This window comes from Bacillus sp. FSL M8-0277 (assembly GCF_037975305.1).
Taxonomy (GTDB): Bacteria; Bacillota; Bacilli; order Bacillales; family Bacillaceae; genus Bacillus; species Bacillus pumilus.
Genome location: NZ_CP150255.1, coordinates 1,869,290 through 1,895,029, shown reverse-complemented (window position 1 = coordinate 1,895,029; position 25,740 = coordinate 1,869,290). Strand labels below are relative to the sequence as shown.

General features: G+C 46.5%; 16 protein-coding genes and 4 pseudogenes. 10 read left to right on the top strand and 10 right to left on the bottom strand.

Annotated features, from left to right (window positions below; genetic code table 11):
• The first annotated feature begins 28 nt into the window (after positions 1–28).
• The 4 genes and pseudogenes from dacB to MKZ05_RS09325 form a co-directional block, all read left to right on the top strand.
• Positions 29–1,513: a D-alanyl-D-alanine carboxypeptidase/D-alanyl-D-alanine-endopeptidase gene (dacB, locus tag MKZ05_RS09340; RefSeq protein ID WP_310025009.1), complete on the top strand. Its 1,485-nt coding sequence runs from the start codon at positions 29–31 to the stop codon at positions 1,511–1,513.
• Between the two features lie 19 nt (positions 1,514–1,532).
• Complete coding sequence (locus MKZ05_RS09335; RefSeq protein WP_310025011.1) at positions 1,533–2,900, top strand: MATE family efflux transporter; 1,368 nt, start codon at positions 1,533–1,535, stop codon at positions 2,898–2,900.
• 64 nt (positions 2,901–2,964) lie between these two features.
• A complete protein-coding gene (locus MKZ05_RS09330; protein WP_212046019.1) occupies positions 2,965–3,525 on the top strand; it encodes a CatB-related O-acetyltransferase in 561 nt (186 codons plus the stop codon).
• Between the two features lie 81 nt (positions 3,526–3,606).
• Positions 3,607–3,795: pseudogene (locus MKZ05_RS09325) on the top strand (transposase); the annotation flags it as partial.
• 103 nt (positions 3,796–3,898) lie between these two features.
• Here MKZ05_RS09325 and MKZ05_RS09320 read toward each other — a convergent pair.
• Positions 3,899–5,980: pseudogene (locus tag MKZ05_RS09320) on the bottom strand (hypothetical protein); the annotation flags it as partial.
• Between the two features lie 48 nt (positions 5,981–6,028).
• Between MKZ05_RS09320 and MKZ05_RS09315 the strand changes: the two are divergent.
• Together MKZ05_RS09315 and MKZ05_RS09310 are read left to right on the top strand one after the other, a co-directional pair.
• Positions 6,029–8,149, top strand: coding sequence for a DUF4573 domain-containing protein (locus tag MKZ05_RS09315; RefSeq protein ID WP_339162402.1), 2,121 nt, complete (start codon positions 6,029–6,031; stop codon positions 8,147–8,149).
• Positions 8,150–8,661: 512 nt separating this feature from the next.
• Positions 8,662–8,841 (top strand): annotated as a pseudogene (locus tag MKZ05_RS09310) (LLM class flavin-dependent oxidoreductase); the annotation flags it as partial.
• 102 nt (positions 8,842–8,943) lie between these two features.
• Here the strand turns inward: MKZ05_RS09310 and MKZ05_RS09305 are convergent.
• Positions 8,944–11,421: a hypothetical protein gene (locus MKZ05_RS09305; RefSeq protein ID WP_339162401.1), complete on the bottom strand. Its 2,478-nt coding sequence runs from the start codon at positions 11,419–11,421 to the stop codon at positions 8,944–8,946.
• A gap of 251 nt (positions 11,422–11,672) precedes the next feature.
• Positions 11,673–13,888, bottom strand: a pseudogene (locus MKZ05_RS09300) (hypothetical protein); the annotation flags it as partial.
• Positions 13,889–14,323: 435 nt separating this feature from the next.
• Here MKZ05_RS09300 and MKZ05_RS09295 point away from each other — a divergent pair.
• Positions 14,324–15,343, top strand: coding sequence for an LLM class flavin-dependent oxidoreductase (locus MKZ05_RS09295; protein ID WP_106028836.1), 1,020 nt, complete (start codon positions 14,324–14,326; stop codon positions 15,341–15,343).
• Positions 15,344–15,381: 38 nt separating this feature from the next.
• On the opposite strand, the gene MKZ05_RS09290 is transcribed toward MKZ05_RS09295, so the two are convergent.
• Positions 15,382–16,002 (bottom strand): acetate uptake transporter, encoded by a 621-nt coding sequence (locus MKZ05_RS09290; protein WP_339159874.1) that lies wholly within the window; start codon positions 16,000–16,002, stop codon positions 15,382–15,384.
• A gap of 143 nt (positions 16,003–16,145) precedes the next feature.
• Between MKZ05_RS09290 and MKZ05_RS09285 the strand changes: the two genes are divergently transcribed.
• Positions 16,146–16,967 (top strand): uroporphyrinogen-III synthase, encoded by an 822-nt coding sequence (locus MKZ05_RS09285; RefSeq protein ID WP_050944819.1) that lies wholly within the window; start codon positions 16,146–16,148, stop codon positions 16,965–16,967.
• A gap of 40 nt (positions 16,968–17,007) precedes the next feature.
• Here MKZ05_RS09285 and MKZ05_RS09280 read toward each other — a convergent pair whose 3' ends face one another.
• Complete coding sequence (locus tag MKZ05_RS09280) at positions 17,008–17,610, bottom strand: DedA family protein (RefSeq protein WP_095285257.1); 603 nt, start codon at positions 17,608–17,610, stop codon at positions 17,008–17,010.
• A gap of 290 nt (positions 17,611–17,900) precedes the next feature.
• Between MKZ05_RS09280 and MKZ05_RS09275 the strand changes: the two genes are divergently transcribed.
• Both MKZ05_RS09275 and MKZ05_RS09270 read left to right on the top strand, forming a co-directional pair.
• Positions 17,901–18,131, top strand: coding sequence for an excisionase family DNA-binding protein (locus MKZ05_RS09275; protein WP_050944821.1), 231 nt, complete (start codon positions 17,901–17,903; stop codon positions 18,129–18,131).
• Between the two features lie 20 nt (positions 18,132–18,151).
• Positions 18,152–19,132 carry a hypothetical protein gene (locus tag MKZ05_RS09270; RefSeq protein WP_339159871.1) on the top strand — a complete coding sequence of 327 codons (981 nt, stop codon included), beginning with the start codon at positions 18,152–18,154 and terminating at the stop codon, positions 19,130–19,132.
• Between the two features lie 12 nt (positions 19,133–19,144).
• On the opposite strand, the gene MKZ05_RS09265 is transcribed toward MKZ05_RS09270, so the two are convergent.
• The 5 genes from MKZ05_RS09265 to glcD form a co-directional block, all read right to left on the bottom strand.
• Positions 19,145–20,245, bottom strand: a complete 1,101-nt coding sequence (locus MKZ05_RS09265; protein ID WP_310024002.1) for a Ger(x)C family spore germination protein — start codon at positions 20,243–20,245, stop codon at positions 19,145–19,147.
• Positions 20,242–21,342 carry a GerAB/ArcD/ProY family transporter gene (locus MKZ05_RS09260; protein ID WP_003212426.1) on the bottom strand — a complete coding sequence of 367 codons (1,101 nt, stop codon included), beginning with the start codon at positions 21,340–21,342 and terminating at the stop codon, positions 20,242–20,244. The genes MKZ05_RS09265 and MKZ05_RS09260 overlap by 4 nt, the downstream gene beginning before the upstream one ends.
• A 12-nt stretch (positions 21,343–21,354) precedes the next feature.
• Positions 21,355–22,842, bottom strand: a complete 1,488-nt coding sequence (locus MKZ05_RS09255) for a spore germination protein (RefSeq protein WP_050945456.1) — start codon at positions 22,840–22,842, stop codon at positions 21,355–21,357.
• 73 nt (positions 22,843–22,915) lie between these two features.
• Positions 22,916–24,259, bottom strand: a complete 1,344-nt coding sequence (locus MKZ05_RS09250) for a (Fe-S)-binding protein (RefSeq protein ID WP_310023997.1) — start codon at positions 24,257–24,259, stop codon at positions 22,916–22,918.
• On the bottom strand, positions 24,256–25,665 hold the full coding sequence (gene glcD, locus MKZ05_RS09245) for a glycolate oxidase subunit GlcD (RefSeq protein ID WP_310023994.1): 1,410 nt from the start codon (positions 25,663–25,665) through the stop codon (positions 24,256–24,258). The genes MKZ05_RS09250 and glcD overlap by 4 nt, the downstream gene beginning before the upstream one ends.
• Positions 25,666–25,740 lie beyond the last annotated feature (75 nt).

Sequence of the window (25,740 nt, the reverse complement as noted above, 5' to 3'; positions counted from 1 at the left end):
TTGGCTGCGACTAAAAAGGAGGGATTGCGTGAAGCGTTTTTCACAGATCTTGTTTTTACACATATGTATCCTGTCGATTTTATTTCTCCCTTTTTCAGCAAAAGATGATCAACTTACAGCTCGTGACGACTCACTGCCGTGGGTGACAGCTTTAGATGAATTTATACGAACAGCACCTGATTTAGAGGGCGCGATCTCTGGCATCAGCGTCCGCGATACTTCTGACTCCTCTCTTCTTTATGAACATCAAGCCGATATTCGTCTTACTCCTGCTTCTAATATGAAACTGCTCACATCAGCCATCGCCCTTGATATACTAGGAGAAACACACACATTCCCGACAGACATCTGGATAGATGGTTCTATTCAAAAGAAAACGTTACATGGCAACCTGTATCTACGCGGTACCGGGGATCCGACTTTATTAGAAGAGGATTTTGCAGCACTTGCCAAACAAGTGAAAAAGGCCGGAATACATACAATTCGCGGACAGCTTGCGGCAGACGATACATGGTATGATGACACAAGATATTCGATTGATTTACCTTGGAGTGATGAGGATCAATATTACGGTGCACAAATCTCTGCTCTCACGGCTTCACCGAATCAAGATTATGATGCAGGAACCGTGATTCTCGAAGTAAAGCCAGGCAAAAAAGCTGGGCAAAAAGCAACCTATGACATGATTCCGAAGACTTCTGTCCCTCAAGTCATCAATCAAGTAAAAACCGTGCCAGAAGAAGGGAAAAAGAAGATTTCTTTTAGGCGCTCTCACGGCACTAACAAAATCACTTTGACTGGCGCCATTCCGGTGAAAGCGAGTGTATCTAGACAATGGGTAGCATTATGGGAGCCATCCTCTTATGCGTTAGATTTAATGAAACGAGCGTTAAAGGCGGAAGGGATTCACGTAAAAGGACCGCTTAAAATAAAACAAGTTCCTAAAAAAGCCAAGAAAATTGCCACCCATTCATCGATGCCTTTATCAGAGCTCCTTGTTCCCATGATGAAACTCAGCAACAATACCCATGCAGAAATGTTGCTGAAGGAACTTGGAAAACAAGTGAAAAGCAAAGGGAGCTTTGAAGATGGACTGGATGTGATGAATGAACGGCTTCCTGCATTCGGCATCGATCCATCTCTTGCAGTGCTGCGAGATGGGTCAGGCATCTCACCTATTAACCTTGTTTCTGCCAACCAGTTCACGTTCTTTTTAACAAACATTCAAAAGGAAAAATGGTTTAAGACCTATGAACATGCGCTTCCGTTAGCAGGGGCAAGTGAACGAATGGTGGGAGGGACGTTAAGAAACAGGTTGAAAGAACCAGCTACACTAGAAAAAGTACGTGCAAAAACAGGTTCATTAACTACGGTCAGTACACTTTCTGGATATATTGACACGAAGAGCGGAAAGACGGTCGCTTTTTCCATTTTATTAAATCATCTTGTTGATGACGAGAAAGGGAAAGAGATAGAAGACCACATTGTTAGCATTTTAGCTGAGAATCTTTAGATAGAGAAGGAGAACCATCATGACGTTAGATAACAATCAATCTTTAGTAAAAACCATGTCCATTTTTCTCGTCCCGCTTTTGCTTAGCAATATTTTGCAATCAATCGGACAGCTTGTATCCATCGTCCTTGTCGGCAGATGGATTGGAGAGGATGCAGTAGCTGCCATTTCTGCATTCTTTCCGCTTTTCTTTTTACTCGTTTCTTTTTCCATCGGAATTGGATCGGGAAGTTCAATCCTTATTGGACAAGCGTATGGAGCAAAAAATGAACAAAGATTAAAAGAAATTATTGGCACAACGCTTTCATTCACTTTTTTGATCGGACTTTCTTTAGCAATCATTGGAGGTTTTTTTGCAACGGATATCTTAAACCTCATGGGAACACCTGCGAATATCGTGGAGGAAAGTGCGGCTTATGCCAGAATTCTATTCATCTCAATGCCGATCTTATTTCTTTATTTTGTTTACACGACTTTCCTGCGAGGGACAGGGGATTCAAAAACGCCTTTTTATTTCTTAATGATTAGTACGGCAACGAATATTTTGATGCTGCCGATTTTATTATTTGGCTGGCTGGGACTGCCGGCATTTGGTTTATACGGTGCTGCGTATGCTTCTGTGATTTCAACCATTGTGACGTTTATTATTCTACATATCTACTTATATAAAACAAAACACCCGCTTCGCATCGATGCATCGGTTAGAAAGCATTTATTGATGAAAGGGGATCTACTAAAAACATTATTAAAACTCAGCATTCCATCGAGCATTAATATGATCCTTATTTCTTTATCAGAAATTGCTGTTATTTCCTTTGTCAATGATTATGGATCACAGGCGACTGCTGCCTATGGTGTTGTCAATCAAGTTGTGAGCTATGTGCAGATGCCGGCGGTGAGTCTTGGCATTGCGGTCTCTATCTTTGCAGCACAATTCATCGGCGCAGGGAATATCAACCGATTGAAAGATGTGATAAAAATCGGGCTAGGACTCAATTTTGCCATAGGCGGATTCATTATTATCATTGTTTATCTCTTCGCACCGCAGATTTTATCTATCTTTTTAACAGATTCTAAGACGATTGACATTGCCTATAGCTTAGTTGTCATTACATTATGGAGCTATCTTATTTTTGGAACAGCCCAAATTGTTGCAGCCACGATGAGAGCAAGCGGAACAGTGCTATGGCCAACGATCTTTAGTATTTGTTCCATTTGGCTTGTAGAAGTACCAGTCGCTTATGTGCTATCGCACCACACAACCCTTGGCATCAAGGGCATCTGGATTGGCTATCCTGCGGCTTTTTTCGTGAACTTACTCCTTCAATACGGCTACTATCAGCTCGTATGGAAGAAAAAACAGATTGTAGCGCTAGTGCAGTCATAATGTAAAAGTGTGAAGCAGCATATACATACGAAGATCTATCACTTTTCAGGAGGTCTGATCTTCTATGTATTTGAATCAAAGAAGTGAACTGAGTGCGTACAATATCGGTGATTTTTCTTATGCCGGACCAGATTTCCAAGTGCTGACGTGGGGGGAAGGAACAACATTAAACATTGGAAAGTTTTGTTCCATCGCAAACGAAGTCAAAATTTTCCTTGGCGGTGAACACCGTACAGATTGGGCCACAACGTATCCGTTTAATCAAATTTTCAAGGAAGCTTCTCACATTAAAGGACATCCAAAGTCAAAAGGAGATGTCCACATAGGACACGATGTCTGGATTGGTTATGGAGCAACAATCATGTCAGGAGTATGTATAGGGAACGGAGCAGTGATTGGTGCAAATAGTGTCATCACAAAAGATGTGCCCCCATATGCGATTGCCGCAGGAAATCCGCAGCAGCTCATGAAATACCGGTTTTCATCTGAAATCATCGAAAAACTTCAGTTATTAGAATGGTGGAATTTAGAGTTTACCGTCATCCAATCTATTTTTCACCTCTTACAATCTGATGATATTGAACAATGTATAAATGTCATAGAAGACATAAAAAAGAAAGGCTGAAAAAGCCTTTCTCATGCTGTCGAGAAAATCTCGACAGCTTTATTTTTTTCTTAGATATTTTCCATCTCTTTCCTTGAGAGCTGTACAAGATCGAAAAATCATCAAAAAGTGATCTCCAGACATGTATGGGAGAGGAACACAAGAAAAGATCAGACAAAATCGTCTGTCTGCCTCTGGAAAAGAGCTATATAAAAAAAGAAAAGAAAAATAGAGCGAAGCCTTGCAGATTCAAAACAACTGCATGGGCTTCGCTATTGCCGGTTGAGAGGAAAACAAAACGTGTGTGGGATGCCTTTTTTATTCAACCTAACGATTGTAGAAAAACATGAGTTTCTCTACAATCTGAAGGCTAAAGTAGCCCTTCTTTTTTTCGTTAACTGAGTCTTATGATTGTTAGGGATGCCCCGGTTGCACCTCCACCAATTAAAATAGCTGTTACAACTGCCCCAAACAATTGCAATGATATCGTATTTCCAGCAGTTAAATTCACAATCAATGTGTTACTGATAAATGTGGTTGAGACCACCGGTGATTGAATAGAACCTGGGATGACAGTGGCTCCATTAAGAAGTAGCCGTGCACTAACTAAAAGTGCAACTGTTGTATTAATTTGGTATGTGATATAGTATTTACCTGTTTGTTGTACAGTAAAAGTATCATTTGAACCATTCGGTGCAAATCCATTGATATTTTGATTACTTGGTAAAGCAATGTTCGTACCACCAAGAACAGTAATGATTGTAGGCCCCGTTGTATTTCCGGCATAAAGAGCCGTTTGAGTTGGGCCAGTAGGACCAGTAGGACCAGTGGCTCCAGTAGGACCGGTAGCTCCGGTTGCACCAGTGGCTCCAGTAAGGCCGGTATCACCAGTCGCACCAGTAACTCCAGTAGGACCGGTATCTCCAGTATCACCAGTAACTCCAGTCGCACCAGTAACTCCAGTTGGGCCGGTATCTCCGGTTGCACCAGTGGCTCCAGTAGAGCCGGTATCACCAGTCGCACCAGTATCTCCAGTAGGACCGGTATCTCCGGTTGCACCAGTAACTCCGGTTCGCAGTTGGACCAGTATCACCAGTGGCTCCAGTATCTCCAGTAGGACCGGTATCTCCGGTTGCACCAGTAACTCCGTTGGTCCAGTTGGACCAGTATCACCAGTGGCTCCAGTATCTCCAGACCGGTATCTCCGGTTGCACCAGTAACTCCAGTCGCACCAGTAACTCCAGTAGGACCGGTATCACCAGTAGGACCGGTATCTCCAGTAGGACCGGTATCTCCGGTTACACCTGTTGGTCCAGTAGGACCGGTATCTCCAGTAGGACCGGTATCACCAGTCGCACCAGTAACTCCAGTAGGGCCGGTATCACCAGTCGCACCAGTAGCTCCAGTAGGACCGGTATCTCCGGTTACACCTGTTGGTCCAGTAGGACCGGTATCTCCAGTGGCACCAGTAACTCCAGTAGGACCGGTATCACCAGTCGCACCAGTAACTCCAGTAGGGCCGGTATCACCAGTCGCACCAGTCGCACCAGTAACTCCAGTAGGACCGGTATCTCCGGTTACACCTGTTGGTCCATCTCCAGTAGGACCAGTACGGTTGCACCGGCTCCAGTAGGACCAGTAGCTCCGGTTGCACCAGTGGCTCCAGTAGGACCAGTATCTCCGGTTACACCTGTTGGTCCAGTAGGACCGGTATCTCCAGTAGCACCAGTATCACCAGTAGCACCAGTAACTCCAGTAGGACCGGTAGCTCCAGTAGGACCAGTAGCTCCGGTTGCACCGTGGCTCCAGTAGGACCAGTGGCTCCGGTTACACCTGTTGGTCCAGTAGGACCGGTATCACCAGTCGCACCAGTATCTCCAGTAGGACCGGTATCACCAGTAGGACCGGTATCTCCGGTTACACCAGTATCTCCGGTTGCTCCAGTAGCTCCAGTAGGACCGGTATCTCCGGTTACACCTGTTGGTCCAGTAGGACCGGTATCTCCAGTGGCACCAGTAACTCCAGTAGGACCGGTATCACCAGTCGCACCAGTAACTCCAGTAGGGCCGGTATCACCAGTCGCACCAGTCGCACCAGTCGCACCAGTAGCACCAGTCGCACCAGTAACTCCAGTAGGACCGGTATCTCCGGTTGCACCAGTAACTCCAGTAGGACCGGTATCTCCAGTAGGACCAGTATCACCGGTTGCACCAGTGGCTCCAGTAGGACCAGTATCTCCGGTTACACCTGTTGGTCCAGTAGGACCGGTATCTCCAGTGGCTCCAGTTGGACCGGTAACTCCAGTAGGACCAGTATCTCCGGTTGCTCCAGTATCTCCAGTTGGACCGGTATCTCCGGTTACACCAGTGGCTCCAGTAGGACCAGTATCACCAGTGGCACCAGTAACACCAGTAACTCCAGTAGGACCAGTATCTCCGGTTGCTCCAGTAGCTCCAGTTGGACCGGTATCTCCGGTTCACCTGTTGGTCCATCTCCAGTAGGACCAGTATCTCCGGTTGCACCAGTGGCTCCAGTAGGACCGGTAGCTCCGGTTGCACCAGTGGCTCCAGTAGGACCAGTATCTCCGGTTACACCTGTTGGTCCAGTAGGACCGGTAGCTCCAGTAGGACCAGTATCACCAGTAGCACCAGTAACTCCAGTAGGACCGGTATCTCCAGTAGGACCAGTATCACCGGTTGCACCAGTAACTCCAGTAGGACCGGTATCACCAGTCGCACCAGTAACTCCAGTAGGGCCGGTATCACCAGTCGCACCAGTAGCACCAGTCGCACCAGTAACTCCAGTAGGACCGGTATCTCCGGTTGCACCAGTAACTCCAGTAGGACCGGTATCTCCGGTTACACCAGTGGCTCCAGTAGGACCAGTATCACCAGTGGCACCAGTAACTCCAGTAGGACCAGTATCTCCGGTTGCTCCAGTAGCTCCAGTAGGACCGGTAGCTCCGGTTACACCTGTTGGTCCATCTCCAGTAGGACCAGTATCTCCGGTTGCTCCAGTGGCTCCAGTAGGACCAGTATCACCGGTTGCACCAGTGGCTCCAGTAGGACCGGTAGCTCCGGTTGCACCAGTAACTCCAGTAGGACCGGTAGCTCCGGTTACACCTGTTGGTCCAGTAGGACCGGTATCTCCAGTGGCACCAGTGGCTCCCGTTGGACCAGTATCTCCGGTTGCACCAGTGGCTCCAGTAGGGCCGGTATCTCCAGTCGCACCAGTAACTCCAGTAGGACCTGTATCACCAGTCGCACCAGTAACTCCAGTAGGGCCGGTATCACCAGTCGCACCAGTGGCTCCAGTAGGACCGGTTGCTCCGGTTACACCTGTTGGTCCATCTCCAGTAGGACCAGTAGCTCCGGTTGCACCAGTGGCTCCAGTAGGACCAGTAGCTCCGGTTGCACCAGTGGCTCCAGTAGGACCAGTATCTCCGGTTACACCTGTTGGTCCAGTAGGACCGGTAGCTCCAGTAGGACCGGTAGCTCCAGTAGGACCAGTATCACCAGTAGCACCAGTAACTCCAGTAGGACCGGTAGCTCCAGTAGGACCAGTAGCTCCGGTTGCACCAGTGGCTCCAGTAGGACCAGTATCTCCGGTTACACCTGTTGGTCCAGTAGGACCGGTATCACCAGTCGCACCAGTATCTCCAGTAGGACCGGTATCACCAGTAGGACCGGTATCTCCGGTTACACCAGTATCTCCGGTTGCTCCAGTAGCTCCAGTAGGACCGGTATCTCCGGTTACACCTGTTGGTCCAGTAGGACCGGTATCTCCAGTGGCACCAGTAACTCCAGTAGGACCGGTATCACCAGTCGCACCAGTAACTCCAGTAGGGCCGGTATCACCAGTCGCACCAGTAGCACCAGTCGCACCAGTAACTCCAGTAGGACCGGTATCTCCGGTTGCACCAGTAACTCCAGTAGGACCGGTATCTCCAGTAGGACCAGTATCACCGGTTGCACCAGTGGCTCCAGTAGGACCAGTATCTCCGGTTACACCTGTTGGTCCAGTAGGACCGGTATCTCCAGTGGCTCCAGTTGGACCGGTAACTCCAGTAGGACCAGTATCTCCGGTTGCTCCAGTAGCTCCAGTTGGACCGGTATCTCCGGTTACACCAGTGGCTCCAGTAGGACCAGTATCACCAGTGGCACCAGTAACTCCAGTAGGACCAGTATCTCCGGTTACACCTGTTGGTCCAGTAGGACCGGTAGCTCCAGTAGGACCAGTATCACCAGTAGCACCAGTAACTCCAGTAGGACCGGTATCTCCAGTAGGACCAGTATCACCGGTTGCACCAGTAACTCCAGTAGGACCGGTATCTCCAGTAGGACCAGTATCTCCGGTTGCACCAGTGGCTCCAGTAGGACCAGTATCTCCGGTTACACCTGTTGGTCCAGTAGGACCGGTATCTCCAGTGGCACCAGTAGCTCCAGTAGGACCAGTATCTCCGGTTACACCAGTGGCTCCAGTTGGACCGGTAACTCCAGTGGCACCAGTAACTCCGGTTGCTCCAGTAGGACCGGTATCTCCGGTTACACCAGTTGCACCAGTAACTCCAGTAGGACCAGTGGCACCAGTAACTCCAGTAGGACCGGTAGCTCCAGTTGATCCTGCTGCAGCCAGTAATGTGTAGTCTAGGGAAGTATCTGGTGTACCTGTCGGTGGTGCAGTATTTACTACATACGTACTGCCATTAAAGGTCACTACTTGCCCTACTTGGTAAGTAGGGCTGATTACCGGATCAAACGCTTCAATACCTGTTAACCCTGCACCAGTAGCTCCGGTTGCACCAGTGGCACCAGTAACTCCAGTAGGACCGGTATCTCCGGTGGCTCCAGTAGGACCTCTTTTTACAATTTTATTATTTGTTTTTTTCCGTCCTTTTGCTTTAGCACAAGTGCTGTGATGTTTAACAACTTTGTTCTTTTTACATTCTCGTTTAAGAAGAGGGCAGTCATCAAATAGAGGTCTATCGTGACGAGATTTTCTGTAATGAGGTTGCCAATCATGCTTTTTTCCGCAAAAGGGACATTTGTTGTCGTACTGATTATACAAATTCCCCCATCTCCTACAAGTTAATATTTTATTCTATGTGGAAATTTAAAAAGCGGAATTAAGTTAAATGATATTTTTATTTCGAAGTTTATCGAATCAAATTATTTAAAAGTTAAATTGTTTTATGTAAATTTATCCTCTGTGACAGAAGGCGGCACTATTAAGGAATCTTTTGAACATAGTATGGATTTAGCAAAAAAGGCGGAGAAGTGGGGTTATCATAGATACTGGCTGGCGGAACACCATAATATGGAAGGTGTTGCTTTCTCTATTATAAAATGGGGGAATGGAAACTTTAAGGAAAAAAATAAAGCTGTCTAGATTTTTTCGACAGCCTTAACGCATAAAGGCCAAAGCCTTTATGCGTTTTGTTTATACATATCTTACAGCATTTGCAGCTCGAGTATCTGTGTTAACTGTTGTTATATTTGACTGTGCTGTAATAATGATATTAACAGTATATACATTATTACCCGTACTAGTTACAGTATCAACGAAAGTGGTGGAAACTACAAAGCTTTGTGCCCCTGCGCCTGATCCTGATCTAAAGAAAGGAACTTCTGTTAACAATGTTCCGTTTCTCCTTAATCGAGTATTTCCACTTATACTATAATTCGCTGTAGTGTTAGCTGTAATATTTGCTGATAGGTCAATCTTTACTCTTTGACCACTTGTTACAGGAACTGTAAAAGTGAGTACTGTTATTTCTGAATTCAACGGAGGAAATACTTGCTGCTGTGTTGCTGTTTGGTCAAAGAAAATTTGTGAGGTTGGTCCAGTGGCTCCGGTAGATCCAGTTGCACCCGTGATGCCTGTCGCCCCAGTAGGACCAGTTGCACCCGTGATGCCTGTCGCCCCAGTAGGACCGGTTGCACCCGTGATACCAGTGGCGCCAGTAGGACCAGTTGCACCCGTGATACCAGTGGCGCCAGTAGGACCAGTTGCACCCGTGATACCAGTGGCGCCAGTAGGACCAGTTGCACCCGTGATGCCTGTCGCCCCAGTAGGACCGGTTGCACCCGTGATACCAGTGGCGCCAGTAGGACCAGTTGCACCCGTGATGCCTGTCGCCCCAGTAGGACCGGTTGCACCCGTGATGCCTGTCGCCCCAGTAGGACCAGTTGCACCCGTGATACCTGTCGCCCCAGTAGGACCAGTTGCACCCGTGATACCTGTCGCCCCAGTAGGACCAGTTGCACCCGTGATACCTGTCGCACCAGTAGCTCCAGTAGGACCGGTAGCTCCGGTTACACCTGTTGGTCCAGTAGGACCGGTATCACCAGTCGCACCAGTAACTCCAGTAGGCCCGGTAGCTCCGGTTGCACCAGTGGCTCCAGTAGGACCGGTAGCTCCGGTTGCACCAGTGGCTCCAGTTGGACCGGTAGCTCCGGTTGCACCAGTGGCTCCAGTAGGACCGGTAGCTCCGGTTGCACCAGTAGCTCCAGTAGCTCCAGTAGGACCAGTATCTCCGGTTGCACCAGTAACTCCCGTTGGACCGGTATCTCCAGTAGGACCAGTATCACCAGTGGCACCAGTAACTCCAGTAGGACCAGTATCACCAGTAGGACTGGTATCTCCGGTTGCACCAGTGGCTCCAGTAGGGCCGGTAGCTCCAGTTGGACCAGTATCTCCGGTCGCACCAGTGGCTCCAGTAGGGCCGGTAGCTCCAGTAGGACCAGTATCACCAGTGGCACCAGTAACTCCAGTAGAACCGGTATCTCCAGTAGCACCAGTAACTCCAGTAGGGCCGGTATCTCCGGTCGCACCAGTGGCTCCAGTAGGGCCGGTAGCTCCAGTTGGACCAGTATCACCAGTGGCACCAGTAGAACCGGTATCTCCAGTAGCACCAGTAACTCCAGTAGGGCCGGTATCTCCGGTTGCACCAGTAGCTCCAGTAGGCCCGGTAGCTCCAGTAGCACCAGTGGCTCCAGTAGGCCCGGTAGCTCCGGTTGCACCAGTAACTCCCGTTGGCCCGGTATCTCCAGTAGGACCAGTATCACCAGTGGCACCAGTAACTCCAGTAACTCCAGTAGGCCCGGTATCTCCGGTTGCACCAGTGGCTCCAGTAGGACCGGTATCTCCGGTTGCACCTGTTGGTCCAGTAGGACCAGTATCACCAGTGGCACCAGTAACTCCAGTAGGCCCGGTATCACCGGTTGCACCAGTAACTCCAGTAGCACCAGTAACTCCAGTAGGGCCGGTGTCTCCGGTTGCACCAGTGGCTCCAGTAGGACCGGTATCTCCAGTCGCACCAGTAACTCCAGTAGGACCGGTATCTCCAGTGGCACCAGTAACTCCGGTTGCACCAGTGGCTCCAGTAGGACCGGTATCTCCGGTTACACCAGTGGCTCCCGTTGGACCAGTATCACCAGTATCACCAGTAACTCCAGTAGGGCCGGTATCACCAGTCGCACCAGTAACTCCAGTAGGACCGGTATCACCAGTAGGACCAGTATCTCCAGTAGGACCGGTATCTCCAGTGGCACCAGTAACTCCAGTAGGGCCGGTATCACCAGTCGCACCAGTAACTCCAGTAGCTCCAGTAGCTCCAGTAGGCCCGGTATCACCAGTAGCACCAGTAACTCCAGTTGGACCAGTATCACCAGTTGGGCCGGTGTCTCCGGTTGCACCAGTAGCTCCAGTAGGCCCGGTAACTCCAGTGGCACCAGTAACTCCCGTTGGACCAGTATCTCCGGTTGCACCAGTGGCTCCAGTAGGCCCGGTATCTCCAGTAGGACCGGTATCTCCGGTTGCACCAGTAGCTCCAGTAGCTCCAGTAGGCCCGGTAACTCCAGTGGCACCAGTAACTCCCGTTGGCCCGGTAGCTCCAGTTGATCCTGCTGCAGCCAGTAATGTGTAGTCTAGGGAAGTATCTGGTGTACCTGTCGGTGGTGCAGTATTTACTACATACGTACTGCCATTAAAGGTCACTACTTGCCCTACTTGGTAAGTAGGGCTGATTACCGGATCAAACGCTTCAATACCTGTTAACCCTGCACCAGTAGCTCCAGTAGGCCCGGTATCTCCAGTCGCACCAGTAACTCCCGTTGGACCAGTATCACCAGTGGCACCAGTAACTCCAGTAGGACCGGTATCTCCCGGCTCAAACCCGTTGGACCAGTATTACCAGTGGCACCAGTAACTCCAGTAGGACCGGTATCTCCAGTAGACCGGTATCTCCGGTTGCACCAGTGGCTCCAGTAGGACCGGTATCTCCAGTCGCACCAGTAACTCCAGTAGGACCGGTATCTCCGGTTACTCCCGTTGGACCAGTAACTCCGGTTGCACCAGTGGCTCCAGTAGGACCGGTATCTCCGGTTACACCTGTTGGTCCCGTTGGACCAGTATCACCAGTAACTCCAGTAGGGCCGGTATCACCAGTAACTCCAGTTGGACCGGTATCTCCGGTGGCACCTGTTCTCCAGTAGGACCGGTATCTCCAGTGGCACCAGTGGCTCCCGTTGGACCAGTATCTCCAGTAGGCCCGGTACACCAGTAACTCCAGTAGGACCGGTATCTCCAGTTGGACCGGTATCTCCAGTGGCACCAGTGGCTCCCGTTGGACCAGTATCACCAGTAACTCCAGTAGGGCCGGTATCTCCAGTAGCACCAGTAACTCCAGTTGGACCGGTATCTCCAGTGGCACCAGTAACTCCGGTTGCACCAGTAACTCCAGTAGGCCCGGTATCTCCGGTTACACCTGTTGGTCCCGTTGGACCAGTATCACCAGTAGCACCAGTAACTCCAGTAGGGCCGGTATCACCAGTAGCACCAGTAACTCCAGTTGGACCGGTATCTCCGGTTACACCTGTTGGTCCAGTAGGACCGGTATCTCCAGTGGCACCAGTGGCTCCAGTAGGACCGGTATCACCAGTAGCACCTGTTGGCACCAGTGCTCCACTCCAGTAGGACCGGTATCTCCAGTGCACCAGTAACTCCAGTTGGACCAGTCACCAGTTGGGCCGGTGTCTCCAGTATGCACCAGTAACTCCAGTAGGCCCGGTATCTCCAGTGGCACCAGTAACTCCCGTTGGTCCAGTGGACCGGTTCTCCAGTGGCACCAGTCTCCCGTTGGACCAGTATCACCAGTAACTCCAGTAGGGCCGGTATCACTACAGTAGCACCAGTACTCCAGTTGGACCGGTATCTCCAGTTGCCCTGTTGGTCCAGTAGGACCGGTATCTCCAGTGGCACCAGTAACTCAACCGGTATCACCAGTAACTCCAGTAGCTCCAGTAGGCCCGGTATCACCAGTAGCACCAGTAACTCCCGTTGGACCAGTATCACCAGTTACACTCCTGTTGCTCCAGTAGGCCCGGATCTCCAGTGGCACCAGTAACTCCCGTTGGACCAGTATCACCAGTTGCACCAGTAACTCCAGTAGGACCGGTATCAGTGGCACCAGTACTCCCGTTGGACCGGTATCTCCGGTTGAGTGCACCAGTGGCTCCAGTAGGCCCGGTATCTCCGGTTACACCTGTTGGTCCAGTGGACCAGTAACTCCAGTAGGACCGGTATCTCCAGTAGTGGTTACACCAGTGGCTCCCGTTGGACCAGTGGACCTCTCCAGTAGGACCGGTATCTCCAGTAGCACCTGTTGGTCCGGTTGCACCAGTGGCTCCAGTAGGCCCGGTATCTCCGGTTACACCTGTTGGTCCCGTTGGGTATCACCAGTCGCACCAGTAACTCCAGTAGGACCGGTATCTCACCTGTTGGTCCAGTAGGACCGGTAACTCCAGTGGCACCAGTAACTCCAGTAGGCCCGGTATCTCCAGTAGGCCCGGTATCTCCGGTTACACCTGTTGGTCCCGTTGGACCAGTATCACCAGTAGCACCAGTAACTCCAGTAGGCCCGGTATCTCCGGTTACACCAGTGGCTCCCGTTGGACCAGTATCACCAGTGGCACCAGTAACTCCAGTAGGCCCGGTATCTCCGGTTGCACCAGTGGCACCAGTAACTCCAGTAGGCCCGGTACCAGTAACTCTCCGGTGGCTCCAGTTGGACCGGTGGCTCCGTTGAGCCAGTTGATCCTGCTGCAGCCAGTAATGTGTAGTCTGGGGAAGTATCTGGTGTACCTGTCGGTGGTGCAGTATTTACTACATACGTACTGCCATTAAAGGTCACTACTTGCCCTACTTGGTAAGTAGGGCTGATTACCGGATCAAACGCTTCAATACCTGTTAACCCTGCACCAGTAGCTCCCGTTGGACCGGTATCTCCAGTTACACCTGTTGGTCCAGTAGGACCAGTAGGACCAGTATCTCCGGTTAGACCAGTGGCACCGGTTGCCCCAGTAGCGCCAGCAGGTCCGGTGGGTCCTATAGGTCCAGCGGGACCTCTTCGTCCAACCCTTTGAATTGGTTTTGATTGTTTTTCTCCTTTTGCACTGTGACAGAGAGGATTTCCTTGAGGTCTATTTTGTTTCGAAAGTTCTTGTTTGATAAATGGACAGTCTCTTCTTTGAGAACGGTCATGACGTGATCTTTTGTAATGAGGCTGTTCATGATATTTAGGCTGTTCATGATATTTACCGCAAAAGGGACATTTGTGATCGAATTGATTGTACAAATTGCCCATCTCCTAAAATTGATATTTCATTCTATGTGCAAATTTTTAAATTGGAAGTAAAACCTAGAAAATCATCATTTCGAAAATCATCGAATCAAATCATTTAAATGTTTGATGATTTTATGTTATGGTGTTGAATGTATGAAACTAGTATGATTTTTGACAGAAATGGGGACATCATTTATGAGTCAATCAGTTTTACAGCGTACAGCTTATTCCGTTTTAAATTTATCCTCTGTGACAGAAGGAGGCTCCATTAAGGAATCTTTTGAACATAGTATGGATTTAGCAAAAAAGGCGGAGAAGTGGGGTTATCATAGATACTGGCTGGCGGAACACCATAATATGGAAGGTGTTGCAAGTTCAGCAACGTCCGTTTTAATTGGGTATATTGCTGGCGGAACCGAAAAAATTCGAGTAGGATCTGGTGGAATTATGCTGCCAAACCACTCTTCACTTGTCATTGCTGAACAATTCGGCACACTTGAGACATTATATCCGGGGAGAATTGATTTAGGTCTTGGCAGAGCACCAGGGACAGATCAGTTAACGGCAAGGGCGCTTAGACGTAATCTTCATAATGGAGAAGATTTCCCTGAGCAGCTAGAAGAACTTCGGCAATATTTTAAACCAACTGGACAGGTCAAAAAACATGTAAGAGCCGTTCCGGGAGAGGGTCTAAACATTCCGATTTGGCTGCTTGGTTCAAGCGGTTTTAGCGCAAGACTTGCAGGAGAGCTTGGATTGCCATTTGCCTTTGCGGCACATTTTTCACCTAAAAATACAATTCCTGCTTTAGAGTTGTATAGACAGTCATTTAGACCTTCTGATGTGTTGAAAGAGCCTTATGCCATGGTGGGGGTGACAGCTTTTGCTGCAGATCAAACAGAGCGGGCTGAATATTTGGCAACCTCTCATTATCAGCGGTTTTTGAGTCTCATTCGAAATACTCCAGGAAAACTCAAAGCGCCTGTCGACAGTATGGACGGCCTTTGGAGTCCATATGAAAAAGCGATGGTGGATGAACAATTAAGTTCAACAATGATCGGGGATAAAGAAAAGGTGAAAAAAGAATTGGAAGCCTTTGTTGAAGCTACTCAAGCAGACGAAGTGATGATTAATTCGGATATGTTTGACCATCAAGAAAGAATGCGTTCATATGAAATCATCAGCGAGATCTTCCAAGAGGCACAAGAAAAATAAACATAAAAAAGAACTGCACAAAGCAGTTCTTTTTTTACTTATGCTTTTGTAAAAATACGAAATGGTTGTCCAATTGGCAGTACAATACGGCCAAAATGAGTATTGAGCACAACTGCTGCTGAACCATAAAAAGAAAGCAGGGAAATGATCAATTCTGCAATACCGGCAATGGTATGAGTCACATCGTACATCACACCAAATGAGCTTAGGGAAAGACCAAGGAATAAGAAATCAATAAAGACGAAAATCAAAAATAATACTTTATGTGTTTCCATTGCACCAATCGTCATAAACAAGCTGAAAATTAAATATCCGATAAACGCAAAACCTAGTTGTTTTGGATCTGCTGCTTCCGCAAGCGTTTTCCCAAAAACGCCCGCTTGAATGAGCCAAGTCGTACCAACGCCCATCCAAAAAAGACCGAATGCGCCAAAGGCAGTGGCTCCAAAAATATTTTGATGCTTTGAATCTTGTATGGACGCGATCAGCTGCGCGATGCCTCCAAGGAAGATAGCCCAAGGTAAAATAAGGGAAGTGCCATCTGTAATTCCTAGTTTTTGTGAGGACGCAACGAGCGTCACCATTGCTAAACCAAACAAACCAAGTGGTGTTGGGTCTGCAATTGATAATCGATAAGCTTGAACATTCTGTTTTTCCATAATGACCTCCTACAATTTGCACTTACAAAAGATACTCGAATTAGACCGAAACGTCAAGCTCTTTTTTAGTAGACACTTGCAACGTCTTCCAAATAAATCTATATTTAATACATATCAAATGTGATAGAAAAAGAGGGATAAAATTGAGTAAAGGCTTAGCTGGAAAAACGATTGCCATTTGTGGAACGAGAAAAACAGAAGAAATGCGTACACTTGTCGAAAAGCAAGGGGGACAAGCCGTTATTCGTTCTCTTCAAGGAACCGTATTTTTAGCCAAAGAGGAGTTAAAGCCAGGCATTGAAACCTTTGTGAAAAAAGGCGCCGATTGGGTGATTTTAACAACGGGTATCGGGACTGATACATTAATTGAGAGTGCAGAAGAGCTTCATTTAGGGGAAGAATTTATGCACATTCTATCAAATGCACAGATTGCTTCAAGAGGATACAAAACCTATGCTGCACTCAAAAAACGCGGAATTCAGCCAGACGTATCTGATGAAGATGGAACGGTGCGTGACCTAATCTCAAAGCTTGAAGGCAAAGAGTTTCAAGGCAAACGTGTCATGGTGCAGCTGCACGGAGAAAACGCTCCGGCTCTCATGAAGTTTTTACATGACAAAGGGGCAGATGTATTGCCGCTTTTACCTTATCAGCACACACCACCTGAACCAGAAGCCGCAGAAACATTGCTTCAAGAAATGAAAGATGGAAAAGTCCAAGCCGTCTGTTTTACAACCGCTGTTCAGGTGCACGCCTTTTTCACACTAGCGGCAAAATGGGGAAGAAAAGAAGAACTCCAAGCGCTATTCGAGCAGCCCGTACTGGCAGTAGCTGTTGGAAAAGTCACAGCTGAAGCTTTAAAAGAAGAGGGAATTGACCGGATTCTCGCCCCGTCACTTGAGAGAATGGGTGCAATGATTATGGAATTATCTCAATATATGAAAAAACAATCCTTACACTCATAGAAAAAACGCCTTTCACTAGATCAGTGGAAGGCGCTTTTCATTAGATTGTCCGTTTTCGGTTCGTACGAATTTTTTTTAAGACGAAATAGAGAACGATCAGGACAATCGCAATGGCCATAATAGGAGTGGTATAAGCGTGAGCAACACTTTGAATGTGGTCCCACTTTGTCCCAAGCTGCATACCAAGATAGATAAATAAGATCGACCAAGGGATGGCAGCTAGTCCTGTCAAGAGGACAAATTTTAAAAAAGGCATTTTGGCAATACCGGCTGGAATGGAGATGGCATGGCGGACAACAGGAATAAAGCGCGCTGTAAACACCACACCGGTTCCATATCGATCAAACCAGCGCTCTGCAGTGGCGATATGATGTTCATGGATGAATAAGTATTTTCCGTACTTTGTTAAAAAAGGTCTTCCGCCATAAAGACCGATCCAGTATATAAAACACTGTGCGAGCGTACCTCCGATGACGCCGGCGATAACAGCTCCAACAAAACCGATTGTTCCTGTTGACACCATATATCCGCCATAAGCAAGAACAATTTCGCTCGGAATGATTTCAATCATCAGACCTAGTGCTACACCTACATAACCAAGGCTTGTCAGCCAAGTTAAAATTTCATTAAACAAGGTTCCCATTCATTTCACTCTGCCTTTAAATACGAATTTTCTTCAAGCATCCATATAAAAGCCTATGCTTGTTTTGTTTCTCTCATGAGTCTGCTTTCCTCTTACCTCTCTGAAGGTCAAACCGAAAAACGCCCATCTAGCAAACTTTATCATACCATATTTGCTCGCACCTAGACGATCTACTTGCTGAACACTTGTTATCATGATATCAGGAAAGAAAATATGAACAGGCGGCTTCCGTTTTTTTCAACAGATCATGATATAATTTGTTAGATGAAACGAACGGGTGGTGCATAAACATGTATTTAACAATCGAAGAAACAGCTGAATACTTAGAAGTATCAGAGGCGTATATTGAGAAATTAATTCAGCAAAAAAAGATCCGTTTTGTATTTGACGGAGAATCATATCTCATTTATCAAGGACAGTTTCAAACGCATATGAAGCAGCTTGAACAATACAAAGAGCTCGTCCAAGAGATTTTAAATGAACCGATTCCTGAAGATCCAGATGTAAAGGATGAAGATTAGATTCAAAGGAAGTGAATGGAGTGGAAAAAGTCGTCTTATGTGAAGCCTGTCAAAAAAACGCAATGAATGTGGTAGAAGATACTGATGAACCGAAACAACCTTATCAATTATGTCAGCCGTGTCACAAGAGACTTCTCAACAATTCTTTACGACCGATTGAATGGTATAACTTAGCCGTTCTCCATTCTCCTAAACAATTTTTACTGCATGATGACTTTTATGGAGAGGATGGACAGGCTTTGGATGGTGTCATCGCCACCAAAGAAGATAAAGCCCCCACATTACAAGACGTGCGGCAAGATTTGGCGTCTTTAATAGACTTCTCAATTACTAGGTGGTTTCTTGAGGATGATGTCATTGATGCGCTGAAACAGCATGATCAGCAAAGGACCTTAGACTCTGTTCAAAGCCGGTTTGAGGAAACTCAGCATATCGAAGTGAAATCACGCATGTTAGAAATCGTGGCTGATGTTTTAGGTACATCTGCCGCTGGGTGGGTAAGGGAACTGGTGAATCAGGCTGACGAAGAATTTCTTTATCCACTTTCTTGGGCAGCGGCCAGCAGTTTGCCCGAAGATGAAGGTTTACAACATGTGATAGAGAAATTGAAATCGATCAGTGAAAAAGAATTACCGACAGCTGCTTTTATCTGTCTGTACCGTTTCCACTCTAACAAAGTATTAAATTGGATGGAGGTCACTTGCACTCATTTTCACGTTCATTGGGGAAGGCTGGCAGCTTTAAGCTGTCCAACCTGGAATAGAATGAAAACATGGCTAGACAAAGGAAGACCTTTCAGTTTAATTGCCCTTGAAACAATGACACACTGTGCTAAAGGGAATAGACCGGTCCTTGTGGAACAATGTTCACCTAAGATCCTTCACACAGATAAAAGTGAAGTAGAGAACACGTTAAATGACTATCTTCAAAAAGACTGCGTTCCAAGAGTCAAAACGAACGTGTCTACCATATTGAACAACAAAGAAGATATTTTCGAATAATTTCCAACTCCTTTATTGACTGACACCAGTTTGCACAATTTTCATATGGCATTTAACTTGTACATCCGCATCAGGATAGATTTCCTTCCATTTTTCTGGTGTCATAGCTTTGTCTTTTGATCGATACCTTAAGCCTAGCCCAAGCGGATCAATATGTTGCTTTTTAAAGGACTGAACAAGGTCTTGTCCTTGCTGGGCGACACGTTTTTCAACTTCTTTTTCGACATGGTCCAATATATTCGGTTTATCAATTTTCTTGGATTTCATGAATTCTTTTAATTCGCCCTTCAGCTTGATATCAATCGTGATATGAGGCTTTTTTGTTAGGTTATTCGTTGGTTTGATCTGGTAGGACACATGTGATTTGATATTTTCAATGACGACATGGGTCTTTCCTTGATCAGCCAATTGAAACTCGTAGATACCATTTTTATGATTTTCAATCATCGCTTTAAATGTAAACGTGTCTTCTCCAGGGATATGACCGACCATTTTTTCCTGATCAAACAGAGCAACTCCTGTGACTTTAATGGCGTTGCTAGTTTTCTTGATGTAAGGCAGGTAAGCATCGACTCCTTTTGCCAGCATCTGATTCATGAAAATATGCTGATTAGTGACAGGTTGATTGCCATTTCGCATATTTTGGGACAACAGATCAGAGAGATACACACCTATATTTAAGTTCGTTTGATTCATTTTTGTATATAATAAATCTTCAACTTCTCCGCCTACAATCGCAAACACTTGGCGTGAACCAATGATAGGATCACGATAAATGTAATTCATTAAATCGATCATGCCGACTTCCTTTGCTAATTTTTCACTGACTAAAATAACGAGCACCTGACCCATGACGACTGGAAAAGGTGATTTTTCTGATACGAGAAACTGAATATTACTAATGGTATTTGACCTTGCGCTTAATATTTGATAACTTCCTTGCTCCTCACTTTTAAAGACAGGGAAGACAAAGAAGCCCTTCATTTCTCCATCTTCGATTAAATCAAATCCTGCCGCCTGAGAGATATTTAATTCATCTAAAAGGCGAGGCTGTGCACAGCTAGTTAAGAAGAGACTAAACAACATGAGACACGTGAGTATATAACGTTTCATGCTCGTTTTTTCACCCACCTTTTTTTCAACATCAGCCCAATAACCATACAGACAATCAAGCCATATACAAGAAAGTATCCGCTATATTCCACCCATTGGTTAAAGGTTTCAAAAGAAGTCGCCCCCGTAAAAAATGAAAACATGACCAGAATGAGGATGCTGAGCGCGATGAACGTGACGCGCTGGCTTGTATGAAGCACTTGTTTTGCCATTCGGCTCGCGGCCCACAGTGGAATCGCGATATTCGGAATGATTAAAAGCAGCCAAAGAGACACTTCGATAAATTCAAAGCGCTGGATAAACGGGAGCTTCACAATGCTTGTTAACGTTAACGTCGGCCATTTTGTTAATTTAAGCTGAGCACTTGAGTAATACGCAATGGAGACGAGAAAGACGAGTAAATTTAAGCATGTCGTAAATAATGCCCCCATGTGAGCAAATTTTTGAGACGTCTGCGCATGTTTAATAAAGGGATAATAGACAAGCAGTGTGCCAAAACCAAACATGGATAATGAAGCATCTTTGACTCCCATCAACAGCTGCGAAAATGTATGATCAAACATCGGGAACATGAAACGAATGTGACTATATTTCATGGCATAAAAACAAATAAACGTCATCCAATACGTCAGTACAATACTAAAAAATGCCCATCCAGCAATCGTTCTAAACCCGCCGGTATGAATGTAATACACGAGCAGCAGAAGTACAGACGCAAACAATAGACCAGGAATTTCTTTAAACAGCCATACATGGATCACATCCATATAATGGACGAGAACGGTCAACGACAAAGAAGCAAAATATAAGATATAGAGAATGTTGAATAATTGCCCAACCCACTTGCCAAATACATATTGCGTGATATCACCAAATTCATCCGAAGGGGCCTTTTTAAACATCATGTACATAAGAAAGATCATGACATTGACACTGAAGCCAGAAATCAGAATGGCGATCCATCCATCATTATTCATAGAACGAACAAGGTTTGTTTGAAAGTTTAAAATGCCAACACCAACTTGATTAGCATTAACGAGAAAAAACACAAAAAAAGGGGAAACTTGAAATTTCTCTTTTACAGAAGAAGAACTCATGCTTTCACTTCCTTATTCATAAAAATCATTTTTCCCCTTACGGCCTTGCTTAGGCTTTTGCCGATGGATGGTTTCATTTTCCGGTCGTAAATTTTCCGGTCTTTTATTCAAAAAACGAAGCTGAGGGCGAATCAAACTGCCCTTTAGATCTGTCAGGCGCAGCGGAAAAATAGGCTCTAGATACGGACGTCCAATAGACGTTAATTTCATTAAATGGGTGAGAAGGAATGATCCCATCACTGCAATACCTAATGCACCCCACACCTGTGCCGCAAGTAGAAAGGGAAATCTCAGCAGCCGAATGGCACTGCCCATTTTGTAAATAGGGGTGACAAATGAGGCAAGAGCAGAAAGGGCAACAATAATGAGTAAAATATTACTTGTTAATCCTGCTGCCACAGCAGCCTGTCCAATGACAATCCCTCCAACAATCCCGAGCGTCTGACCGACTTTAGCCGGAAGCCTTGAACCCGCTTCTCTTAGTAATTCAATCGAAATCTCTAAAAATAGCGCCTCAATGATTGGAGGAAATGGAACAAGATAGCGGGAGGCCACAATGGTTTCTAATAAGTCTTTTGGAATTAGCTCATAATGAAACGTTAAAACGGCTACATATAAAGGTGTCGCAAAAATGGAAAATATCACAGCAAATATGCGTAACAGCCTAAAGCAAGAAGCCGCAATCCACGACATATTGTAGTCTTCCATAGTGGAAAAATACTCAAGTAAAATCGTCGGGGCAAGCAAGACATGAGGCGAGCCATCCACTAATATGGCAATTTTCCCTTCTGATAAACCTGAAGAGACGCGGTCGGGTCTTTCTGTATTTAAAAACAACGGAAAGATCGTATTGGACACATCATAAAGCATCTGTGCAAGGTAATTTGCATCTAAAATTTGATCAAAATCAATGTCTTCAATACGCTGGAGAACGGTTTCAATGTTTGTCGGATTAGCAATCTCTTCAATATATAACACCGCTACTTTTGTTTGCGAAAGCGTGCCAACCGTCTTTTCTGACACTTTCAGGTTCGGTGTCGGCAGCCGCCGTCTGACCAAATTTAAATTGGTATCCAAAACCTCCACAAATGCTTCCTGTGCACTAATAATGCCAAATTCTATCTCGGGCGGACCTACTTGTCTGCCTTTCTTTTCTTCAATCGGGATCAGAAGCGCTTTGCCCCAATCCGTTTCGAGCCGAATGGCCAAGTTACCTAAATGAAGCGCTTTTTCCACTTCCTGAAGATCGGTCGTGATGACGGACTGTTCAATGGGAATTCGTTCTTTCAGCTCCTCAAGAGTAGGGGTGAGATGTAATTCTTTCATGCAGGGCAAAATTTGTTCATGGAGTAGATGCCCATTAATTAAAGAACGAAAAAAAGAAATTCGATAAAGAAACCCTTCACTTCGTGACAACTCGTTTGTAAAATCAGAGGAACGTGACAATGCCTCAAATACTGAATTTGGGTCCTTTTGATGTTGTTTGTTTTTCTTCAGCACTTGAACCATCTCCTTCCGCAATTTGCCTCTATTATCCAACCAATTGCCGGAAGATATGCATGAAAAAAAGCGTTCAGCTTGATGTGCTGGACGCTTCTTTTCCATATTGAACCGCTTCTAATAAAAAATCTACGAGATGAACAGCACGCATGCTGTTCGATTGTCCTGAACGTTTGATACCTGCTGCCATTTGCAGCTGGCAGCCAGGATTGGACGTGACAATAGCAGTCGCAGCTGTTTGACTAGCTTCTGTCATTTTATGATCTAAAATTTGCATCGACATTTGTGGCTGCAAGATATTATAAATTCCGGCGGATCCGCAGCAGCGGTCGGCATCCTTCATTTCTTTAAATGATACCCCTTGAATTGCCTTCATGAGCACCCTTGGCGCTTGCTGTACACCCATTCCGTTCCGCAAATGACAGGAATCTTGATAGGTGATGACTTGCTCTGGCAAAGCAAGCGGCGTACGGCCGTGAAATTCCAGCTCCACGAGAATGTCTGATATATCCGTGATTTTCTGTGAGAAGGCTTCACCTCGCTTTTGAAAAGACGGATCATCCTTTAGTAAATGATCATAATCACTTAAAAAGGCACCACATCCGCCCGCATTCATGACAATGGCATCTGCCTCAACCTCCTCAAATGCTTCAATATTCCGCCTTGCTAGCTCTTTCGCTTGCTCTTTTTCTCCACTATGACCATGAAGTGCACCGCAGCACGTCTGAACAGGAGGGATGACAACGTCACAGCCGGCCAGCTGCAAAAGCTGGATGGTCGCTTCGTTTGTGCTGGAAAAAACGGTGTCCATTAAGCAGCCAGTAAAAAAGGCGACACGTTTTCTTGCTGTGCCAATGGCTTTGTATTCTAACGCACGGCTTTTTTGTTGTCGCGGCACCTTTGGAAGGGCCTCTTCCATTAGCTGTAAATGCGGCGGAAGTACCTTTAGCATGCCAGACTTGCGGGCGGCCGTTTGCAGACCAGAGGTTTGATAAAATCGCAGTAGTCCAGCCGCTTGACGCATTCGGCTTTGGGAAGGAAAGAGTCCTTTAAACACAACACGTCTCACAAATTTGACAGGAAGGGATTGTTTCTTGTGCTGCTGAATGATGTCTCTTGCATCCTCAAGTAAACGTCCATATTTGACGCCTGAGGGGCAAACCGGTTCACATGCACGGCAGCCAAGACAAAGGTTCAATGAATGTTCGACGTCTTCATCAGGCTCAATCACGCCGTCTCTTACCGCCTTCATTAAAGCAATTCGGCCGCGGGGTGAGTGCGTTTCTTGTTGACCGGATTCAATATAAGTAGGGCAGGAAGGGAGGCAGAAGCCGCAGCGCATGCAATTGAGCAGCTCCTTTTCGTCCATTTGCTGTTGAAATGTTTGCTGAATCTTTGTTTGTTTAGAGGAATTCATGAGACCACCACTCGCTTCCTTGCCGCTTTTCCAAACACCTTATCAGGATTCATGATATTTGCTGGATCTAGCGCTTGTTTGATCGCTTTCATTGCAGCGATTCCTTCTTTTTTGACCTTTAGCTCCAAATAGGGGGCTTTCATTAGACCCACACCATGCTCACCCGTAATGGTGCCACCAAGGGAGACTGCTTTTTCAAAAATGGCCTGAAATGCTTCTTCAACCCGCTTCATTTCTTTTTCATTTCTTGCATCAGTTGCACAAGTAGGATGCAGATTTCCGTCACCTGCATGACCAAATGTACAGATTTTCACGTCGTACTCTCTCGCAATGTCTTCGATCGCGCGCACCATGTTCGCAATTTCAGAACGGGGCACTGTGGCATCTTCTAAAATGGTCGTAGGGCTTAAACGGGCGAGGGCAGATAAAGCGGCTCGCCTCGCTGTTAAAAGGGCACTTGCTTCTTCTTCAGAGTGTGCGATATTCACTTCTTTTGCACCGTGCTGCTGACAAACCTTTGCAATGCTTTGCATATCACGGGAAACAGCCTCAGGATTGCCGTCCTGTTCGATTAATAGCACCGCTTGAACGTCAGTCGGCAGGCCGATTTTGGCAAAGTCTTCGACGACTTCTAGTGTCGGCTGATCCATAAATTCTAACGTGGCGGGGATGATACGCTCTGCAATAATCGCCGAAACTGATGCAGCTGCTTCCTCAAGGCTTTCATATAAACAAAGCATCGTTTGTTTAGTTTCTGGAAGCGGCAAAAGCTTCAGCGTGGCTTCAGTGACAATTCCGAGCGTTCCTTCTGATCCAACAAATAAACGGGTCATATCATACCCGGCCACGTCCTTTGCGAGCTTGCCGCCCGTTTTGATGATGTCACCGTTTGGCAGAACCACTTCAAGTCCAAGTACATAATCTCTCGTCACACCATATTTTAACCCCCGGAGCCCACCTGAATTTTCATTAATATTGCCGCCTAACGTCGAAATTTTCATCGAGCTTGGGTCTGGTGGATAGAAAAGGCCTCTTGCCTCTACTTGGTGAATGAGTTCCTGTGTGATCAAACCAGGCTGGACCGTTGCAGTCAGGTTTTCTTCGTCAATTTCGATGAATTGGTTCATTCTTGTAAACAACATCACAAGTCCGCCTTGTGTAGGACAGGTGCCTGCACAAAGGTTCGTACCGGATCCTCTTGGCACAATCGGCACCTTATATGAGGCGCAGAGCCGAACAATTTGCTGGATTTCCTCAGCCGCGTGCGGGCTTACGATGACATCTGGCATATGCTGAAAATTAGGCGTTGCATCATAAGAGTAGGCAAGCCGATCGGCTTTACTGCGCTGTACATGAGACGCACCGACAATCTTTTTTAATTGACTAAAAAATTCAGAATTTAACATACGCATTCACTCCTACTGATTAGACATACCGTTTCTTTCAGTATAAAAAAAGAATCGCCTCATGCCTATGGACGA